Origin of the sequence: Micromonospora sp. TSRI0369, assembly GCF_001905625.1 — a bacterium.
Classification (GTDB): domain Bacteria; phylum Actinomycetota; class Actinomycetes; order Mycobacteriales; family Micromonosporaceae; genus Micromonospora; species Micromonospora echinospora_A.
Genome location: NZ_LIVU01000007.1, coordinates 143894 through 162209 on the forward strand (window position 1 = coordinate 143894; position 18316 = coordinate 162209).

Genomic DNA, 18316 nt, shown 5'->3' on the forward strand with positions numbered 1-18316 from the left:
CGGCGAGGCGGTCCGGCCTCAGCCCTCGGCGGTCGCGTCGGCCGGCCGTCGCGGGGACGGCGGCGTCGTGGGCTCCGGTTCGGTCGGCCCGGCGCGGAGGAACCCCTCCGCCCACCGTCCGACCTCCGCGAAGACCTTCTCGCGTACGCCGGGACTGGACAGCGTGAGGTCGTGCAGCCCGCCGTCGAACCGGGCCAGCGTGACGTGGTGGCCGAGGCGGGGCGCCCAGCGCACCATGTGCTCGACGTCGAGCACCGCGTCGGCGCCGGTGGCGCTGTCGTGCCACTTGGTGCCTCGGAAGCTGCGCGTCGAGCAGGCCAGCAGCACCGGCACCGGGATGTCCAGCCCGGCCCGCAGCCGGCGCTGACCGGCGCGGATCGCGCTGATCCAGCCGGCCCGGACCGGGAACCCGGCCAGCGGCTTCCAGGCCAGGTCGTACCGCCATTCACCCCGGTGGTCGGCGTGCAGGCTCTCGCCGTACACCGTGCCCAGGCCGAACGGCAGGACACGCTGCGGCGCCCTGCGGCCCAGGCGGGAGACGGCGGCCGCGAGGGGCCGGCGGACCATCCAGGGCGCGTTGATGTCGAAGAAGGGGCTGTTGAGCACGATGCCGTCGACCAGGCCGGCGTCGCGGCGGTCGTGCGCCCACAGCGAGATGATCAGGCCGCCGGTCGAGTGGCCCATGGCGAGCAGGGTGTCGTGGCCCTCCTCGGCACGGATGATCTCGGCGGCGGCGTCCAGCTCAGGAAAGTAGTCGCTCAGGTCGCGGCAGAAGTTCGGGGTCTGGTGCGCCAGCAGGCTGCGGCCGTACTTGCGCAGGTCGAGCGCGTAGAAGTCCCAGCCGCGCTCGGCGAAGAAGTCGGCCACGTGGGTCTGGAAGAAGTAGTCGACGAAGCCGTGCACGTAGAGCACGGCGCGACCGGTCGGGCGGTCGGCCCGCCGTCGCACCAGGGTCGCGACCACAGGCCCCTCGTCGTCGGTGCCCAGGTCGATCGTCCGCCGCTCGTAGGGGGCGCCCAGCACGTCCGGTTCCACGACCGCGACGGTACGCCGCCGCGCTACCCGGCGGTAGGGGTGCTGGGTTGTAAGGAGGGGCCCCTTGTTAACGCATCCGGTAGAGGAAGGGCCCCTTGTTAACAACGCCTCAGCGCGGGGACGGCCCGCCCGCCGGCACCGTGCGGGCGGGCCGTGCCAGGATTCAGACGGTTTCGGCGTCCTCGCGCTCGGCGTCCTGCAACGGGGCGACCTCGGGCTGGTCGACGGCGCGCAGGTGCTTGTTGTTGCGCGGCTCCTGCCGGGTCTTCGCGTCGTTGAGCTTGCGGCGCAGGTCGTCCCGGACGTCGTTGAGCGCGGCGTGCAGATCCTCCTCGGTCGAGGTGGTGACGATCTTCTGCCGACCGGCGATCCAGCACTCCAGGGTGACCTTCTGGCCCCGGGCCTCGCGATCCTTGACGGACACCTCCAGCTCGGTGGCGTCGGCGTGGAAGCCGGCGAGCCGGGTGTCCAGGGTCGCGAACTGCTCGGCGATCCAGTTGCGGTCGCCCTGGGAGAACCCGGCGCCGACCCGCAGGCACTCGGCCACGGTCGCGGGGTTCGCCACGGCGCTCATCGCGCTGCCTCGCGGACGTCTCGGAGAAGCATCGGAGCTCCCTTTCTCTCGGTTGATCAAGTACTTACCCAACCGGCGCGATTCCGGAACGCCTGCTTGCCGGCTCCACTCGATCATGCGTCGCCGCAGGTCAGGCGCGTAGGGCCGGTTGACCTAGCAGATCGGGACCTTGATCAGGGCGTTGTCCACAGGGCGGTCCGTCATCCACAGGCACGGGGTGGGCGGGTGGTCCGGGCGAGGCGGCCGGACGACGCTCACCGGGACAAGTCGATCCCTGGGAGGGGCGATGTTCGATACGTACGTCACGATCGTCGGCAATGTGCTGACCGCGCCGGAGTGGCGCCGGACGACCCAGAGCGGAACGCTGGTGGCCAACTTCAAGGTCGCCTCGACCGCCCGCCGGCTCGACCGCGACAGCGGCCGCTGGGTCGACGGCAACAGCCTGCGGGTACGGGTGAACTGCTGGCGCCGCCTGGCCGAGGGAGTCGCGTCCTCGGTGGCGGTGGGCGACCCGGTGATCGTCGCCGGCCGTCTCTACACCCGGGACTGGACCGACGAGTCCGGCACCCACCGCACGCTCTACGAGCTGGAGGCGGTCGCCGTCGGGCACGACCTGTCCCGCGGCCGGGCCCGGTTCCTGCGCAACCAGCCTCGTGCGGCCACCAGCACGGTCGAGGACGCGGAGGCCGAGCAGCGGGTGCACGGCGAGACGACCGAGCCGGTGCCCGACGGGCAGGCCCCGGCCACCTTCGACGACCGGCCCTTCGACGACGACTTCCCGCCCCCGGAGCACGGCGGCGGCCGGGTCGGGCTCGTCGGCACCGTCGAGCGGGTGGGCGAGCCCGACCCGTTCGACGACCGGCCCGGTGCGCGGCAGGCCACCGGCTTCGACCCCGGTTCGGGTGGCCCGGCAGCGGAGGAGGACGAGTTGGGCGACGTGGCGGACGACGGGCCGGCCCCGGCCGAGGACGACGAACTGGGCGAGGTCGCAGCGCCGGAGGTCGGCGGACCGGGTGGTTCCGGGCCGGGTGAGGGCGAGCCGGGCGGCGCGAGCCCGGGCGGGACCGCGTCGGGGCGCCGGAGCCGGCGACGGACCCCGGTGCCCGCCTGACAGTCCCTTCGTCCGACGGGGGCGCGGGGTGGTGACATCGGCGTCACCACCCCGCGGTACGACTAGGCTGGCCGGCCGGAGGTGGTGACGGGTGCGGCAGGCGACCGCCATGGCGAACGCGACCGGACTGGTGGCGGGCTACGCGCTCGACGCGTTGCTCGGTGACCCTCGCCGGTGGCATCCGGTGGCCGGCTTCGGCCGGGCGGCTGGTGCGCTGGAACAGCGGCTCTACCGCCCCGACCGGTCGGCGGGCGCGGCGTTCACGGCGGTGGCGGTCGGCGCGCCGGTCCTGCTCGGCGCCGCCGCCGCGCTGGCGACCCGCCGTCATCCGGTGGCCCGGGCCGCGCTGGTCGCCGCCGGCACCTGGACGGTGCTGGGTGGGCGCACGCTGCGGCACGAGTCCCGGGTGATGGCACGGGCGCTGGGCCGGGCCGACCTGCCCGCTGCCCGGGCCCGCCTCGGCAACCTCTGCGGGCGGGACCCGTCCGCCCTGGACGAGTCCGAACTCGCCCGTGCCACGGTCGAGTCGGTCGCCGAGAACACCTCGGACGCCGTGGTCGCCCCGCTGGTCTGGGGCGCGGTCGCGGGCCTGCCCGGTCTGCTCGGCTACCGGGCGGCCAACACGCTCGACGCGATGGTCGGCCACCGCTCGCCCCGGTACGTCCGCTTCGGCACCCCGGCGGCCCGGCTGGACGACGTGCTGAACCTGGTGCCGTCCCGGCTGACCGGGTTGCTCACGGTGGCGGTCGCGCCGGCCGCGCACGGGGACCGCGCCGCCGCCTGGCAGGTGTGGCGGCGGGACCGGGCCGACCACCCGAGCCCGAACGCCGGTCAGTGCGAGGCGGCCATGGCGGGCGCGCTCGGCGTCCGGCTCGGCGGGCGCAACGTCTACTTCGGCCGGGCCGAGACCCGGCCGTTCCTCGGTGACGGTCCCCGCCCCGAGGCGCGGCACCTGAAGCGGGCCGCGCGGATCTCCGGCGCGGTCGGCGTGGCCGCGCTCGGCCTGGCCGCGCTCTACCCGGTGACCGTCGGGCGCCTGGCCGGAGCGGCCGGACGGGCCTCGCTGGGCGTCCTCGGTCGAGCGGCTCGGGACTCCGCTCCGGCGGCTCGCATCCAGGGTCGGGCGGCTCGCGTCCCGGGTCGGGCGGCTCGCGTCCCGGGTCGGGCGGCTCGCGTCCCGGGTCGGGCGGCCGAGGCGTGGAGCGGGGGCCAGGCGCACGGGCACGGGGAGAGCGTGCGGTGAGCGGCGGGCTGCTGGTCGCCGGCACCACCTCCGACGCCGGCAAGAGCGTGCTCACCGCCGGCATCTGCCGCTGGCTGCGCCGCCGCGGCGTCCGGGTCGCGCCGTTCAAGGCGCAGAACATGTCCAACAACTCGGCCGTCGTGGTCGGGCCGGACGGTCGCGGCGGAGAGCTGGGCCGGGCCCAGGCGATGCAGGCCGCCGCCTGCGGGCTCGACGCCGACCTGCGGTTCAACCCGGTGCTGCTCAAGCCGGGCAGCGACCACGCCAGCCAGGTGGTGCTGCTCGGCGAGGCGGTGGACACGGTCACCGCCGGCAACTACCAGGAGGTGCGGTCCCGGCTCGCCACCACCGCGTACGCGGCGCTGACCGAGCTGCGCGAGGAGTACGACGTGGTGATCTGCGAGGGCGCGGGCAGCCCGGCCGAGATCAACCTGCGCGACGGGGACTACGTCAACATGGGGCTTGCGCGTCATGCCGGGCTGCCGACGATCGTGGTCGGCGACATCGACCGGGGCGGCGTGTTCGCCTCGATGTTCGGCACCGTCGCCCTGCTCGACGCGGCCGACCAGGCACTGGTGGCCGGATTTGTCGTGAACAAGTTCCGGGGCGACCGCGGGCTTCTCCAGCCAGGGCTGGACATGCTGCGCCGGGTCACCGGCCGTCCCTCGTACGGGGTGGTGCCCTGGGCGCTGGACCTGTGGCTGGACGCGGAGGACTCGCTCGCGTACGGGCGGGTGCTCGGCCGGCCGCCCGCGCCCCGGGGCACCGACTGGCTCGACGTCGCAGTGGTGCGGCTACCCCGGATCAGCAACGCCACCGACGTCGAGGCCCTCGCCACCGAGCCGGGGGTGCGGGTACGCCTCACCGTCGAGCCGGCCGAACTGGCCGCCGCCGACCTCGTGGTGCTCCCCGGCACCAAGTCGACTGTGGCCGACCTGGCCTGGCTGCGGGAGACCGGCCTGGCCGACGCGGTACTGGCGCACGCCGCCGCCGGACGGCCGCTGCTCGGCATCTGCGGCGGGTTCCAGATGCTCGGCCGGGCGATCCACGACCGGGTGGAGAGCCGCGTCGGTGACGTGCCCGGCCTCGGACTGCTGCCCGTCGAGGTCACCTTCGAGCCGCGCAAGACGGTCCGCAGGGCCGAGGGCACCGCCGCCGGAGACGTGCCGGTGCACGGCTACGAGATCCACCACGGCCGGGTCTCGGCCGCCGACCCGGGTCTCGCGCCGCTGCTGCGCTACGCCGACGGCACCGGCGAGGGCGCGCGCCTCGGCGCCGTGTACGGCACGCACTGGCACGGCGCCTTCTCCTCGGACGCGTTCCGCCGCCGGTTCCTGACCGAGGTCGCGGAGGCGGCCGGACGCACCGGCTTCAAGGTCGCGCCCGACACGTCCTTCGCGGCGGCCCGGGAGCGGACGCTCGATCTGCTGGGCGACCTGGTGGAGGAACACCTCGACACGGACGCGCTGTGGCGGCTGATCGAGTCCGGCCCGCCGCCCGGACTGCCGTTCGTGCCACCCGGCGCACCACCGCGTTGAGGCGCCGCCCGAGCCAGCCGGGGCACCCGGCGTCCGAGGACCGCCCGGCGTCCGAGGAGCGCGTGGCGTCCGAGGAGCGCGTGGTGGCCGTGGAGCGCGGGGCTCAGTAGCGCACGTCGGCCGGGCGGTCGGACATCGGCAGCCCGGCCTCCCGCCAGCCCTGCACCCCGCCGATCATGTCGGTGGCCTGCCGCAGCCCCAGCGTCTGAAGGCTGGCGGCGGCCAGACTTGAGCTGTACCCCTCCCGGCACACCACGACGATCTCGCGGTCGTACCCGGTGGCCTCGGGGATGCGCCAGGCGCTCGCCGGGTCGAGCCGCCACTCCAGCACCGTGCGGTCGATGACGATCGCGCCGGGCAGCTCACCCTCCTCGCGGCGCTGCGCCTCGGTGCGCGTGTCGATAAGCAGCGCGCCGCCTCGGACCGCCTCGACGGTCTCGTGCGGAGTGAGCCGGCGGAGACCGGCGCGGGCCTGTTCCAGGAGGGCGTCGACGCCCGGACACATCACGTCATGGAGCACCCCCCGATGATGCCCAGCGGCCCGCGCCGCCGCTCGCCGAAACGGTCCGCCCGGGTCGCAGGTTCCAGCGGACGGGGGAACGTTAGCGTCGGTCGGGTGAACGTCGCAGTGATCGAGGCGTACGCCGGGTTGGCCCGCCGGGTGCTGACCGGGCCGGCGCGGTTGGGGCGTACCCGGCTGGTCTCAGTCGACGGGCCCAGCGGCGCGGGCAAGAGCGTGTTCGCGACGCGCCTCGCGGACGCGCTCGCGGAGCGGGCGGGCGGCGTGCGCCCGCCGCTTGTGCACACCGACGACCTGCTCGACGGCTGGGACGACCAGCTCACGTTCTGGGCCCGGCTGGAGGAGCAGGTGCTCGGCCCGGTGCGGGCGGGCCGGGCGGGTGGCTACCGCCGGTACAGCTGGGTGCGCCGGAGCCTCCTGGACCGGGTGGTGCCGGTGCCGGCCGGTCCGGTGCTGATCGTGGAGGGGGTGAGCGCCGCCCGCGCCCCGGTGCGCCCCGAGCTGACCCTGTCGGTGCTCGTCACCGCGCCGGCCGAGCTGCGGTTGCGCCGGGCGCTTGCCCGCGACGGCGCGCAGATCCTGCCGGAGCTGCGCCGCTGGCACGAGGGGGAGCGGGCGCACTTCGCCGCCGACGGCACCGCGGCGGCGGTGGACCTGGTGGTCGACGGGGCGCCCGCCCTGCCGCACGACGCGGACCGCTACTACGTGCGGGTGGGGCGGCGATCGGGCTCGGGCGACGTGCCGGGGTAAGGCCAGCATACGATTCCGCTCATGACCACTCCGATCCTCTCCGAGTCCGAGGTGCGCGCCGCCGTCGAGCGGGAACTTCCCGGCGTCCGCGCCGACCTCGAGCGACTCGTCCGCATCCCGGGCATCGCCTTCGAGGGCTTCGACCACTCGCACGTGGAGCGTTCCGCCGAGGCGGTGGCGGAGCTGCTGCGCGGCTGCGGCCTCGACACGCGGATCGTCCGGTCCGGCGGCCAGCCGGCCGTGATCGGCACGAAGGCGGCCCCGCCCGGCGCGCCCACCGTGCTCATGTACGCGCACCACGACGTGCAGCCGGTCGGCGACCTGTCGCTGTGGGAGTCGGAGCCGTTCGAGCCGGTGGAGCGCGACGGCCGCCTCTACGGCCGGGGCGCCGCCGACGACAAGGCCGGCATCATGGCGCACGTCGCCGCGCTGCGCGCGTTCGGCGACCGGCTCCCGGTCGGCGTGGTGCTGTTCATCGAGGGCGAGGAGGAGTACGGCTCGGACTCGCTGGAGCGGCTGCTCGCCGAGCACCGCGACGACCTGGCCTCGGACGTCATCGTCATCGCCGACTCCACCAACTGGGACGTCGGGGTGCCGGCGCTGACCACCTCGCTGCGCGGCGTCGTCAACTGCTTCGTGGAGGTGCGCACGCTCGACCACGCGGTGCACAGCGGCATGTTCGGCGGCGCCGTGCCGGACGCGCTCACCGCGTTGGTGAAGCTGCTCGCCACGCTGCACGACGAGGCCGGCGACGTCGCGGTGGACGGGCTGGTCGGCCGCGAGGGCGCCAGTGTCGACTACCCGGAGGACCGGTTCCGCGCCGAGGCCGGCCTGGTCGACGGCGCGGAGCTGTTCGGCACCGGCCGGATCACCGACCGGCTCTGGACCAAGCCGGCGCTGGCGATCCTCGGCCTGGACGCGCCGGCCACCGGCGAGGCGCCGAACGCGCTGGTGCCGTCGGCGAAGGCGAAGCTGAGCGTACGGCTGGCGCCGGGCGAGGACCCGAAGAAGGCGTACGCGGCGCTGACCGCGCACCTGGAGCGGCACGCGCCGTGGGGCGCGCAGGTGTCGGTGACGCTCGAGCACGACGGCGCGCCCTGCGTCATCGACGCCTCCGGCCCGATGTTCGACGCGGCCCGGTCGGCGTTCAAGGCGGCCTGGGACGGCACCGACCCGGTCGATATCGGGGTGGGCGGGTCGATCCCGTTCATCGCCACGTTCCAGGAGATGTTCCCGCAGGCCGCGATCCTGGTCACCGGCGTGGAGGACCCGCACGCGCGGGCGCACGGGCCGAACGAGAGCCTGCACCTGGGCGAGTTCGCCCGCGTCTGCCTGGCCGAGGCGCTGCTGCTGGCCCGGGTGGCGGAGGCCGGAAACCGCGCCTGAGGTGTCGAAACCGTAACTTCGGGGCCGATGTCGGAGTTTGTGGTGTGTCGACGGGCGGGGTGTTATAGCCTTTCGAACATGCGTACGAACGACGAGATTGAGCGGCTTCAGGCCGCCGTCCGTGCTCTGGGGGACGTCGACGTCTCCGCGTGGTCCGAGGACACGCTCAAGGAACAGATCGGCGAGCTCTCCGCCGCGCTGGTCACGCTCGACGCGCTGCTCACCCGGGTCGCCGAGGGCGTGCGCGGCCGCGGCCTGCGGATCGAGGAACCGGTCTCGGCCTGACCGGCCGCCGGTGGCCCGGCCACCCGTGTGGTGTGCCGGGTCGCCGGATCGGCCCCGGTGTCGCTGGTGGCTGGCAGGATATGGGCGTGCGTTTCGCGGAGCTGGCGGCCACCTCGGCCGCGGTCGGCGCCACCAGTGGCAGACGGGCCAAGGTGGAGCTGCTGGCCGCTGCGCTGCGCGGGCTGGAGCCGGGCGAGATCCCGGCCGGCGCCGGCTATCTCGCCGGCGAGCTGCGCCAGCGTCAGACCGGTGTCGGCTGGGCCGGCCTGCGTGACCTGCCCCCGCCGGCCGCCGAGCCGACGCTCACCGTCACCGCCGTCGACGCGGCGATCGAGGAGATCTCCCGCGTCGCCGGCTCCGGTTCGCAGGCCCGGCGGCGGGACCTCGTCGGCCGTCTGTTTGCCGCCGCGACCGCCGACGAGCAGCGTCTGCTGACCGGCCTGTTCCGGGGCGAGCTGCGTCAGGGCGCGCAGGCCGGGCTGCTGACCGACGCGGTCGCCCGCGCCGCCGACGTACCGGTCACGGCCGTCCGGCGTGCCCTGCTCCTCGCCGGTGACCTGCGCGCCGTGGCGGTCGCGGCGCTCACCGGCGGCGCTCCGGCGCTGGCCGGGTTCGGGCTCCAGGTGGGCCGGCCGCTCGCGCCGATGCTGGCGCAGAGCGCGCCCTCTGTCGACGAGGCGCTCACCGCCACCGGCGTGCCGGCGACGGTCGACGTGAAGCTCGACGGCATCCGCATCCAGGTGCACCGCTCCGGCCCGGACATCGCCGTGTTCACCCGCAGCCTGGACGAGATCACCGGCCGGCTGCCCCAGGTGGTGGCCGCCGTGCGCGCGCTGCCCGCCCGCGAGCTGGTGCTCGACGGTGAGGCGATCGGGCTGGACGCGGCCGGCCGGCCGCTGCCGTTCCAGGAGACGTCCAGCCGGGCGGCCCGGCGCGCCACGCCCAGCACCACCGGGCCGACGCAGGTCGCGCCCGCAGTGCTGGCCGCCGCCGAGCGCACCGGCGAGCCGGTGCTCACGCCGTACTTCTTCGACCTGCTGCACCTCGACGGCGCCGACCTGATCGACGCGCCCGGGCGGGAGCGGTGGGCGGCCCTGGCCGGCGCGGTCGACGCGTCGCTGCTCGTCGACAGGGTCGAGGTGGACGACGCGGAGCAGGCAGCCACGGCGTTCGCCGCGGCTGTCGACGCGGGTCAGGAAGGCGTGGTCGTGAAGGATCCGGCCGCACCCTACGACGCCGGCCGGCGCGGCTCGGCCTGGGTCAAGGTCAAGCCGCGGCACACGCTCGACCTGGTGGTGCTCGCTGTCGAGTGGGGCAGCGGCCGGCGCGAGGGGTGGCTGTCGAACCTGCACCTCGGCGCCCTCGACCCGCGAACCGGCGAGTTCGTCATGCTCGGCAAGACGTTCAAGGGGCTCACCGACGAGCTGCTGCGCTGGCAGACCGAACGGTTCCTGTCCCTCGCAGTGGAGAAGGGCGACTGGGAGGTGCGGGTCCGGCCGGTGCAGGTGGTCGAGATCGCGTTCGACGGGGTGCAGACCAGCAGCCGCTACCCGGGCGGCATGGCCCTGCGCTTCGCCCGCGTGCTGCGTTACCGGCACGACAAGACGGCCGCCGAGGCGGACACCATCGACGCGGTCCGCGCCATCCACGCCGGCCGGATCACCGGCTGACCGGTCCGGCTCAGGCGGACGTGGGGGCGGCCGGCTCGGCGGCCCGGTCCACCGGCTCGCCCGGCTTGTCCAGCCCGGCGAGTCGCCGGGCCTCGCGGCGCGCCACCCAGCCGTAGCCGAACAGGCTCATCACCGCGAAGATCCACCACTGCCACACGTAGCCGAAGTTCTGCCAGTTGTTCGTGTGCCCGATCTGCACCGCCTGGAAGGCCGGGTCGGCGGCCGGCGTCTGCCCGTCGAGCAGCACGTATCCGCCGGTCACCGGATAGGGGAGCTGCTCGGCCAGGCGGGGGATGTCGATGCGCCGGGCCTCCAGCTTCCCGTCGCGCCGGCCGACCCCGCCCCCGCCGCTCTCGCTGGCGACCACCCGGCCGGTCACTGTCACCTCGCCGTCCGGCGCCGCCGGCACCTGCGGCTGCACCATCGCGCCGGCCCCCGGCGCGGGCGGAATCCAGCCCCGGTCGACGAGCACCGCGCTGCCGTCGGCGAGCACCAGCGGGGTGAGCACCTCGAAGCCGACCGTCCGGTCGACGGTCCGGCCGCGGATCAGGACGGTGTTCGTGCTGTCGTACCGACCGGTGGCCGTGACCCGGCTCCAGGTCAGCTCCTCGGCCGGAGCGGGACCGACGGCACCCGCGCCGCCGGTGGGCGCGGGCAGCGCGTCGCGCAGCGGCGCGGGCGTCATGGTGGCTCCGGCGTCGATCCGGTCGTTGATCGCCGTCCGGCCCCGGTAGCGGTCCAGCTGCCAGTTACCCAGGAACACCATCACCGTCGCGGCGGCGAGCGTCAGCGCGAGGTAGCCGAGCCAGCGCGGGGTCAGCAGGAACCGGTACACGTTGGCCAAGGCTACCCGTATGAGCGATGCCACTCGCCGTCGCCGGCCAGAAACGGCGGTACGCGCGGACCTCCGCGGGCCGGGCCGGGCGGGTATGGTCACGCGGGCGGAAACCACCCACATCAGGAGTCGATGATGACCGACGTGCCGCGCGTCGTGCTGAGTGCGCCCTCCTCGGGGCACGGCACGGGCGCCGTCTCTCTCGGCCTGCTGGCGGCCCTCGCCGACCGGGATATCCCGGTGGCCGGTTTCAAGGTCGGGCCGGACCAGGTGGACGCCGCGTACCTCGGGCTCGCCGCCGGCCGCCCCGGGCGCACGCTCGACCCGAGACTGGTCGGCCCGGAGCGGATCGTCCCGCTCTTCGCGCACGGCGCGGCCGGAGCCGGGTTCGCCCTGGTGCAGGGGACGATGGGCCTCTACGACTCGGTCGCCGGGCGGCCGGAGAGCGAATCCACGGCGGCGGTGGCCACCGCGCTGCGCAGCCCGGTGGTGCTCGTGGTGGACGTGGCCGCGATGGGCCAGTCGGTGGCCGCGCTGTTGCACGGCTTCCGGGCGTACGACGACGAACTCTGGCTGGGCGGCGTGATCCTCAACCGGGTGGCCTCGCCCCGGCACGAGGCGCTGCTGCGCGAGGCGCTCGACGACGTCGGCGTGCCGGTCTACGGCGCGCTGCGCCGGCACGAGCTGCCCCCCGTCCTGCCCGCCCGGCGGCACGGCACCGGTCCCGTGGTGCTCGGCGACGCCGACGCCGAACGTGGCGTGCGCCGGCTCGGGGAGGCGGTGGCCGCCACCGTCGACCTCGACCGGCTGCTGGTGCTGGCCCGGTCCGCCCCGGCGCTCACCGTCCAGGCGTGGTCTCCGGAGCCGGCCGACGTCCCGCCGGCGTCGGCGGAGCGCCCGGTGGTCGCGCTGGCCGGTGGCCCGGCCGGCGCCTACAGCCACCCGGAGGTCGCCGAGCTGCTGCGCGCCGCCGGCGCCGAGGTGGTCACGCTCGACCCGCTGCGCGACGAGGCGCTGCCCGCCGGGGCTCGGGCGCTCGTCGTCGGCGGCGGGTTGCCCGAGACGTACGCGGAGCAGCTCTCCGCCAACCGCCGCCTCTGCATCGCGGTGGCCGAGCTGGCCCGCTCGGGCCGCCCGGTGATCGCCGAGGGGGCCGGCCTGCTCTGGCTGGCCCGGGAGCTGGACGGCCTGCCGATGTGCGGCGTGCTGGACGCGGTCGGCACGGTCCGGGACGGCCTGGTGGTCGGCTACCGCACCGCCACGGCGGTCACGGACAGCGTGGTGGCGCCGGCCGGTACGACGGTGACCGGGCACAAGCAGCACGCCGCAGTGCTGACGCCGCGTGCGGGTGAGCGGCCGGCCTGGCGCTGGGAGGGCGGCAACCCGGAGGGTTTCGTCCGGCAGGCCGTGCACGCCTCGCAGCTCGTGCCGCACTGGGCCGCGCATCCGGGCGTCGCGGCCCGGTTGGTGGCCGCCGCGCTGGCCCCCGTGCCCGCGCCGGCCTGACCTGTCAGGTGACGGCCCGCCCCGCCGCAACGTCGATCAAGGAGCTCGCGTCGGCGGATCAGGCGATCCGGACGCAAACTCCTTGATCGACTACCCGGGCGCACCCCCGGGCGGATCAGGGCGGGTCAGCCGACTATCTGGTCCGAGGGTGGGGTGAACTGGCGGGTCGGCTGGCCCTTCAGCGAGTCCCGCAGGGTCTGGGCCACCGCGTTCACCGGGATCTGCGACTGCCCGTCGCCCACCGCGTTGAACGGATTGTCCGGGTCGGCGATGAAGCTCGCCGCCGCCAGCTCCGGCGTGTAGCCCACGAACCAGGCCGACCGGGTGCTGTCCGTCGTACCCGTCTTGCCGGCGACCGGCCGCCCCACGGTGCCGCGGACGCTGTCGGCTGTCGACCAGCCACCGCAGCTTCCCTTGGCCGGGGTGTCGCCGGTCGGGCACCGCGCCGCGTCAGTGGCGGCCCGGGCCGCGTCCGCGTTCACCACCTGCCGGCACCGGGGCTTGGCCACCTCTCGCTGCACCCCGCCCGCTGTGGTGTACGTGGCGGGCGTGCCGTCCCGGTTCATGATCGAGTTGACCGGGATCGCCTCGCAGTAGCGCCCGTCGGCGGCGATGGCGGCGTAGGCGTTCGCCATCTCCAGCGGGGTGGCGTCGGAGACGCCGAGCGTGAACGCGCCCCACTTCTTCACCTTTGCGGGTGACGCCTGGTCGCGGTCCACGTCGGTACGCCAGCGCAGCCCCAGCTGCTCGGCCAGGTGCACCCCGGCGTCCGCGCCGATCTTCTCCTCCAGCTGGACGAAGTACGTGTTCACCGACTTGCCGAAGCCGGACCACATGGTCTGCCGCCCGGTCATCGCGCCGCTGGCGTTCGACGGCGCCCATCCGTCGTAGACGGCCGACTTGTACGTGTACGGCGAGTCGTACGCGGTGGACAGCGGCATCCCGGCGTTGAGCGCGGCGAGCATCGGGAACATCTTGAACGTCGAACCGGCCTGGTAGCCCGGGAGCGTCCCGCCGCCGAGCAGCGGCGCCACGGTGTTCGGGTAGTTGGCCTTGACCTTCGGGCCGGCCTCCGGGTTCGAGCTGTTCGGGTTCTCGGCCAGGTCGAGCGAGTAGTTCCGGTTCACCGCCATCGCCTTGATCCGCCCGGTGCCGGGCTCGGCGACCACGATGCCGTTGGCGAACGGGCTGCCGGTGTTGTCCTTGGCGCCCACGTTCTTCTCGGCCGCCGCCTGGGTCTTCGGGTCGACGGCGAGCACGATCCGGTAGCCGCCGCGGCGCAGCTTGTCCATCCGTTCCAGCCGGTTCTCGCCGAACGCGGGCTGGGAGCTCCACCAGTTCTTCAGGTAGTCGCAGTAGAAGCCCCAGCTGCGGTGCCCGCCGTCGATCGCGGCGCAGTCGTTCGGCGGGTCGGTCAGCTTCAGCTTGATCGGCTGGCCCTTGGCCGCCGCGGCGGCGTCGGGTGACAGGTATCCGAGCCGGGCCATGTTGTCCAGCACGTAGTTGCGCCGGGCGGTGGCGTCCTTCTGGTCGGAGGTGATCGGGTCGTACTCCGACGGCGACTTCACCAGCCCGGCCAGCGTGGCCGCCTCGACCGGGGTGAGCGTGGCCGGGGTCTTGGAGAAGAAGATCTGCGAGGCGGCGTAGATCCCGTAGGCGCGGTGGCCGAAGTACGCCGAGTTGAGGTAGCGCTCCAGGATCTGTTCCTTGCTCAGGTGCTTCTCGATGTCCATCGCCATGCGCATCTCCTTGACCTTGCGCAGGCTGGTCTGCTGAGTCGCCTCCTGGACCTCCTTGGGCGTGGTCGCGCTGTCCCGCAGCGCCATCCGCACGTACTGCATCGTGATCGTCGAGGCGCCCTGGGAGACGCCGCCGGATCGGGCGTTGGAGACGAAGGCCCGCGCCACGCCCTTCGGGTCGACGCCGTGGTGCTGGTAGAAGCGGTTGTCCTCGGCGGCGACGATCGCCTGCTGGATGTTGGGCGACATGCTCTCGATCTTGGTGTACTGCCGGTACTCCTCGTAGAACATGGTCAGCACCGTCTTGCCGTCCGGCGCGTAGACGTACGAGGTCTCGGCCGGCAGCGCGGTCTTGAGGATGTTCGTCTTCTGTTCCATCGCGTGCGCGGTGGCCTTGGCCCCGAGGCCGGTGACGGCGACCAGCGGGTACAGCGCGGCGGCGACGACGATGCCGGCGATCAGCCCGGCGCGGAGGAGAGGAACGAGACGGCCAGCGGAAGCAAGGGGACGATTGCTCACGGGGTCAAGCTATGACATTTCCGATTCGGAAATGAGAAGAACTCATAAACTGGCGGACCGTGACGCGACCCACGCCGGGATGCGCTGTCCCGGGCGGCGGCTTCCCGGCAGGATCGCGGACATGCCCGCAGCACCGACCGGAAGCGCCGCCGCGCTCGACGAGCCCGACCTGGGCCACCACGGAGACGCCGAGGCCACACCCGGCCTGGTCGACCTGGCGGTGAACGTGCGCCGGGCCCCGATGCCGGACTGGCTGGCCGACCCGGTCACCGCCGCGCTGGGCGACCTGGCCGCTTATCCGGACCCGGCGCCGGCCCGCGCCGCCGTCGCTCACCGGCACGGGCGACCCCCGGAGGAGGTACTTCTCACCGCCGGGGCCGCCGAAGGCTTCGTGCTGATCGCCCGCGCCCTGTCCGGCGCCCGCCGCCCGGTGGTGGTGCACCCGCAGTTCACCGAGCCGGAGGCAGCGCTGCGGGCCGCCGGGCACCGGGTGGACCGCGTCCTGCTCGACCCGGCCGACGGCTTCCGCCTGGACCCGGCCCGCGTCCCGGACGACGCCGACCTGGTCATGATCGGCAACCCCACGAACCCGACCTCGGTCCTGCACCCGGCGGGCACGATCGCCGCGCTGGCCCGTCCCGGCCGGGTGCTCGTGGTCGACGAGGCGTTCGCCGACACCACCGCCGCGCCCGGTGTCGACGGCGAACCCGAGTCCTTCGCCGCCCGCCGCGACCTGCCCGGCCTCGTCGTGGTGCGCAGCCTCACCAAGACCTGGGGCCTGGCCGGGCTGCGGATCGGCTACCTGCTCGGCGACGCCGCGCTGATGGCCCGGTTCGCCGCCGCGCAGCCGCTCTGGGCGGTCTCCACCCCGGCGCTCGCCGCCGCCACCGCCTGCGCCACGCCGGCCGCCGTCGCCGCCGAACGCGCCATCGCCGCCGAACTCGCCGCCGACCGCGACCACCTGGTGGCCCGCCTGTCCGGCCTGCCGGGGGTACGCGTGGCGGGGCGCCCGGCCAGCGCCTTCGTGCTGATCCACCTCGCCGGCGCGGCTGAGGTGCGGGAGCGGCTGCGCGCGCTCGGCTGGGCGGTACGCCGGGGCGACACGTTCCCCGGGCTCGGCCCGGACTGGCTCCGGATCGCGGTACGCGACCCGGGCACCACGGACGCGTTCATCAGGACGCTGGCAGGGATCCTGGAGGCATGATGCTGGAGTCCACAGTCGCGGCGATCCGGTCGCTGGACGAGGCCGCCATGGCGGCGGCGCGCGAGTTGCAGGGCCGGCTGACCAAGCCCGCCGGCTCGCTCGGCGCCCTGGAGCCGCTCTCGGTACGCCTCGCCGGGTTGGCCGGCGCCTGCCCGCCGCCGCTGCCCGAGCCGGCCGCGGTGGCGATCTTCGCCGGTGACCACGGCGTGCACGCCCAGGGCGTGACCCCGTGGCCGCAGGAGGTCACCGCCCAGATGATCGCCAACTTCCTGGCCGGCGGCGCGGTCGTCAACGCGTTCGCCCGCCAGGCCGGCGCGACGGTCACGGTGGTGGACGTCGGCGTGGCCACCCCGATCCCGGGCGCCGAATCCGCCGACCCGGCCGGACCGCGTCTGGTGTCCGCGAACGTCCGCCCCGGCACCCGCGACATGACGGTCACCGCCGCGCTCACCCGGGACGAGGCCCGCGCGGCGCTCGAGACCGGGATCCGGGTCGCGGGCGAGCTGATCGACGCCGGCGCGGGCATCCTGCTCACCGGCGACATGGGCATCGGCAACACCACCCCGTCCGCCACGCTGATCGCCGCGTTCTCCGGCGTGGACGCCGAGGCGGCCACCGGCCGGGGCACCGGAGTCGACGACGAGACGTACGCCCGCAAGGTGGCGGTGGTGCGCGGCGCGCTGGCCCGGCACCAGCCCGACCCGGCCGACCCGCTGGGCGTGCTGGCTGCCGTCGGCGGGCTGGAGCACGCCGCGCTGACCGGCCTGATCCTCGGCGCCGCCGCGCGCCGGGTGCCGGTGCTGCTCGACGGCGTGATCGCGGTGAGCGCCGCGCTCGCCGCCGCCGCGTTCGCGCCGGACGCGGTGGGCGCCATGGTCGCCGGGCACCGCAGCGCCGAGCCGGGCGCCACGGAGGCGCTGCGGCACCTCGGCCTGGAGCCGCTGATCGACCTGGGGCTGCGGCTCGGCGAGGGCACCGGGGCGCTGCTGGCCCTGCCGGTCGTCACCGGCGCGGTCCGGGTCCTGCACGAGGTCGCCACGTTCGACTCCGCCGGGGTGGCGGAGAAGTGACCGGACCGACGTCGCCCAGCCCGTACCCCCTGGGGTTGCGGCTGGACGGGCGGCGCGTGGTCGTCGTGGGCGGGGGAGCGGTCGCCACCCGGCGGGTGCCGGCGCTGCTCGACGCCGGCGCGGACGTCCTGCTGGTGTCGCCCGAGCTGACCCCGGCGCTGCGCGCCCACGTCGACGCCGGGCGGCTGCACTGGGAGCCGCGCCGGTTCGCCCCCGGCGACCTGGACGGCGCGTGGCTGGTCCAGGTGGCTGTGGACGACCGGGCCGCCGCCGCGGCGGTCAGCGCCGCCGCGGCCGAGCGGCGGATCTTCTGCGTCCGCGCCGACGACAGGTCGGCGGCGAGCGCGTGGACCCCGGCCGTGACCCGGCACGGCCCGGTGACGGTGGCGGTCCTCGGCGGCGGCGACCCCCGGCGCGCGATGGCCGTCCGCGACGCCGTCCGCGAGTTGCTCGTAAGGAAGGGCCCCCCGTTAACGCCTCAGGTAGAGGAAGGGCCCCCTGTTAACACCGGCGGGCGCGTCGCGCTGGTCGGCGCCGGGCCGGGTGACCCGGAGCTGATCACCGTGAAGGGATGGCGGCTGCTCACCGAGGCCGAGGTGGTCGTCGCCGACCGGCTCGTGCCCGGGCTGCTCCTGGACGAGCTGCGCCCCGACGTCGAGCTGGTCGACGCGTCCAAGATCCCGTACGGGCCGTCGCGCGCCCAGGAGGAGATCAACCGGATCCTGGTGGACCGGGCGCGGGCCGGCAAGGTGGTGGTGCGGCTCAAGGGCGGCGACCCGTACGTCTTCGGCCGCGGCGGCGAGGAGCTGCTCGCCTGCGCCGAGGCGGGCGTGCCGGTGACAGTGGTGCCCGGGGTGACGAGCGCGGTCGCGGTGCCCGAGGTGGCGGGCGTCCCGGTGACCCACCGGGGCGTGGCGCACGAGTTCACAGTGGTCTCCGGGCACCTCGCGCCGGACTCGCCCGCGTCGCTGGTGCGCTGGGAGGCGCTGGCCGGGCTGCGCGGCACGCTCGTGATCCTGATGGGGCTGAAGAACCTCGCCGCGATCGCCGCGACCCTGATCGCGCACGGCAAGCCGGCGGACACCCCGGCCGCGGTGATCCAGGAGGGCACCACAGCGGGCCAGCGGACGCTGCGCTCCACGCTCGCCACTGTCGCCGCCGACGTCGAGGCCGCCGCGCTGCGCCCGCCCGCGATCGTCGTGGTCGGCGACGTCGTGCACGCCCTGACCCCCCACACCCCAGCCTGACCCGCCCGCCCGCCCGCCCCCGCCCGCCCCCCGACGCCGCCCGGCCCCGCCGATCTTGCACTTGGTGCCCGCCAGGTGCCCGTT

Annotated in this window: 14 protein-coding genes and 2 pseudogenes; 11 read left to right on the forward strand and 5 right to left on the reverse strand. The window is 75.0% G+C overall.

The genetic code is table 11. The features are described 5' to 3' along the window. Positions 1 to 18 precede the first annotated feature (18 nt). Together AMK25_RS23910 and AMK25_RS23915 are read right to left on the reverse strand one after the other, a co-directional pair. Positions 19 to 1035, reverse strand: a complete 1017-nt coding sequence (locus AMK25_RS23910; protein WP_073830638.1) for an alpha/beta hydrolase — start codon at positions 1033 to 1035, stop codon at positions 19 to 21. A gap of 163 nt (positions 1036 to 1198) precedes the next feature. Further along, on the reverse strand, positions 1199 to 1609 hold the full coding sequence (locus tag AMK25_RS23915; protein ID WP_073830639.1) for an HPF/RaiA family ribosome-associated protein: 411 nt from the start codon (positions 1607 to 1609) through the stop codon (positions 1199 to 1201). 286 nt (positions 1610 to 1895) lie between these two features. Between AMK25_RS23915 and ssb the strand changes: the two genes are divergently transcribed. From ssb to AMK25_RS23930, 3 genes and pseudogenes are all read left to right on the forward strand, one after another. Beyond that, positions 1896 to 2720, forward strand: coding sequence for a single-stranded DNA-binding protein (ssb, locus tag AMK25_RS23920; RefSeq protein ID WP_073830640.1), 825 nt, complete (start codon positions 1896 to 1898; stop codon positions 2718 to 2720). Positions 2721 to 2811: 91 nt separating this feature from the next. Continuing rightward, positions 2812 to 3795: pseudogene (locus AMK25_RS23925) on the forward strand (cobalamin biosynthesis protein); the annotation flags it as partial. Between the two features lie 164 nt (positions 3796 to 3959). Further along, the gene (locus AMK25_RS23930; protein ID WP_073830641.1) at positions 3960 to 5501 is read left to right on the forward strand and encodes a cobyric acid synthase; all 1542 of its coding nucleotides are present in this window, start codon (positions 3960 to 3962) and stop codon (positions 5499 to 5501) included. A gap of 103 nt (positions 5502 to 5604) precedes the next feature. Here the strand turns inward: AMK25_RS23930 and AMK25_RS23935 are convergent, their stop codons facing one another. Further along, on the reverse strand, positions 5605 to 6006 hold the full coding sequence (locus AMK25_RS23935) for a rhodanese-like domain-containing protein (RefSeq protein WP_013288093.1): 402 nt from the start codon (positions 6004 to 6006) through the stop codon (positions 5605 to 5607). Here AMK25_RS23935 and AMK25_RS23940 point away from each other — a divergent pair. From AMK25_RS23940 to AMK25_RS23955, 4 genes and pseudogenes are all read left to right on the forward strand, one after another. Continuing rightward, positions 5941 to 6815: pseudogene (locus AMK25_RS23940) on the forward strand (uridine kinase family protein); the annotation flags it as partial. The gene AMK25_RS23935 and the pseudogene AMK25_RS23940 sit on opposite strands and share 66 nt — an antisense overlap. After that, positions 6793 to 8157: a dipeptidase gene (locus AMK25_RS23945; protein WP_073830642.1), complete on the forward strand. Its 1365-nt coding sequence runs from the start codon at positions 6793 to 6795 to the stop codon at positions 8155 to 8157. The pseudogene AMK25_RS23940 and the gene AMK25_RS23945, both read left to right, overlap by 23 nt. A 78-nt stretch (positions 8158 to 8235) precedes the next feature. Continuing rightward, positions 8236 to 8442, forward strand: a complete 207-nt coding sequence (locus AMK25_RS23950) for a hypothetical protein (protein ID WP_073830643.1) — start codon at positions 8236 to 8238, stop codon at positions 8440 to 8442. An 86-nt stretch (positions 8443 to 8528) separates the two neighbouring features. Next, positions 8529 to 10112 (forward strand): ATP-dependent DNA ligase, encoded by a 1584-nt coding sequence (locus AMK25_RS23955; RefSeq protein ID WP_073830707.1) that lies wholly within the window; start codon positions 8529 to 8531, stop codon positions 10110 to 10112. Positions 10113 to 10122: 10 nt separating this feature from the next. Here AMK25_RS23955 and AMK25_RS23960 read toward each other — a convergent pair whose 3' ends face one another. Then, positions 10123 to 10947 carry an SURF1 family cytochrome oxidase biogenesis protein gene (locus AMK25_RS23960; protein ID WP_073830644.1) on the reverse strand — a complete coding sequence of 275 codons (825 nt, stop codon included), beginning with the start codon at positions 10945 to 10947 and terminating at the stop codon, positions 10123 to 10125. A gap of 135 nt (positions 10948 to 11082) precedes the next feature. Here AMK25_RS23960 and AMK25_RS23965 point away from each other — a divergent pair, with 135 nt between their 5' ends. Next, the gene (locus AMK25_RS23965) at positions 11083 to 12453 is read left to right on the forward strand and encodes a cobyrinate a,c-diamide synthase (RefSeq protein WP_073830645.1); all 1371 of its coding nucleotides are present in this window, start codon (positions 11083 to 11085) and stop codon (positions 12451 to 12453) included. A gap of 125 nt (positions 12454 to 12578) precedes the next feature. On the opposite strand, the gene AMK25_RS23970 is transcribed toward AMK25_RS23965, so the two are convergent. Then, the gene (locus AMK25_RS23970; protein ID WP_073830646.1) at positions 12579 to 14711 is read right to left on the reverse strand and encodes a transglycosylase domain-containing protein; all 2133 of its coding nucleotides are present in this window, start codon (positions 14709 to 14711) and stop codon (positions 12579 to 12581) included. Between the two features lie 121 nt (positions 14712 to 14832). Between AMK25_RS23970 and cobC the strand changes: the two genes are divergently transcribed. The 3 genes from cobC to cobA are packed head-to-tail and all read left to right on the forward strand — an operon-like array spanning position 14833 to position 18232. Beyond that, complete coding sequence (gene cobC, locus AMK25_RS23975; RefSeq protein ID WP_073830647.1) at positions 14833 to 15915, forward strand: Rv2231c family pyridoxal phosphate-dependent protein CobC; 1083 nt, start codon at positions 14833 to 14835, stop codon at positions 15913 to 15915. Beyond that, entirely contained in the window at positions 15915 to 16985 is a 1071-nt protein-coding gene (gene cobT, locus AMK25_RS23980; RefSeq protein ID WP_073830708.1) for a nicotinate-nucleotide--dimethylbenzimidazole phosphoribosyltransferase, read from the forward strand. Before cobC ends, cobT begins: the two co-directional genes overlap by 1 nt. Further along, positions 16982 to 18232: a uroporphyrinogen-III C-methyltransferase gene (gene cobA, locus AMK25_RS23985; protein ID WP_073830648.1), complete on the forward strand. Its 1251-nt coding sequence runs from the start codon at positions 16982 to 16984 to the stop codon at positions 18230 to 18232. Before cobT ends, cobA begins: the two co-directional genes overlap by 4 nt. Positions 18233 to 18316: the final 84 nt, after the last annotated feature.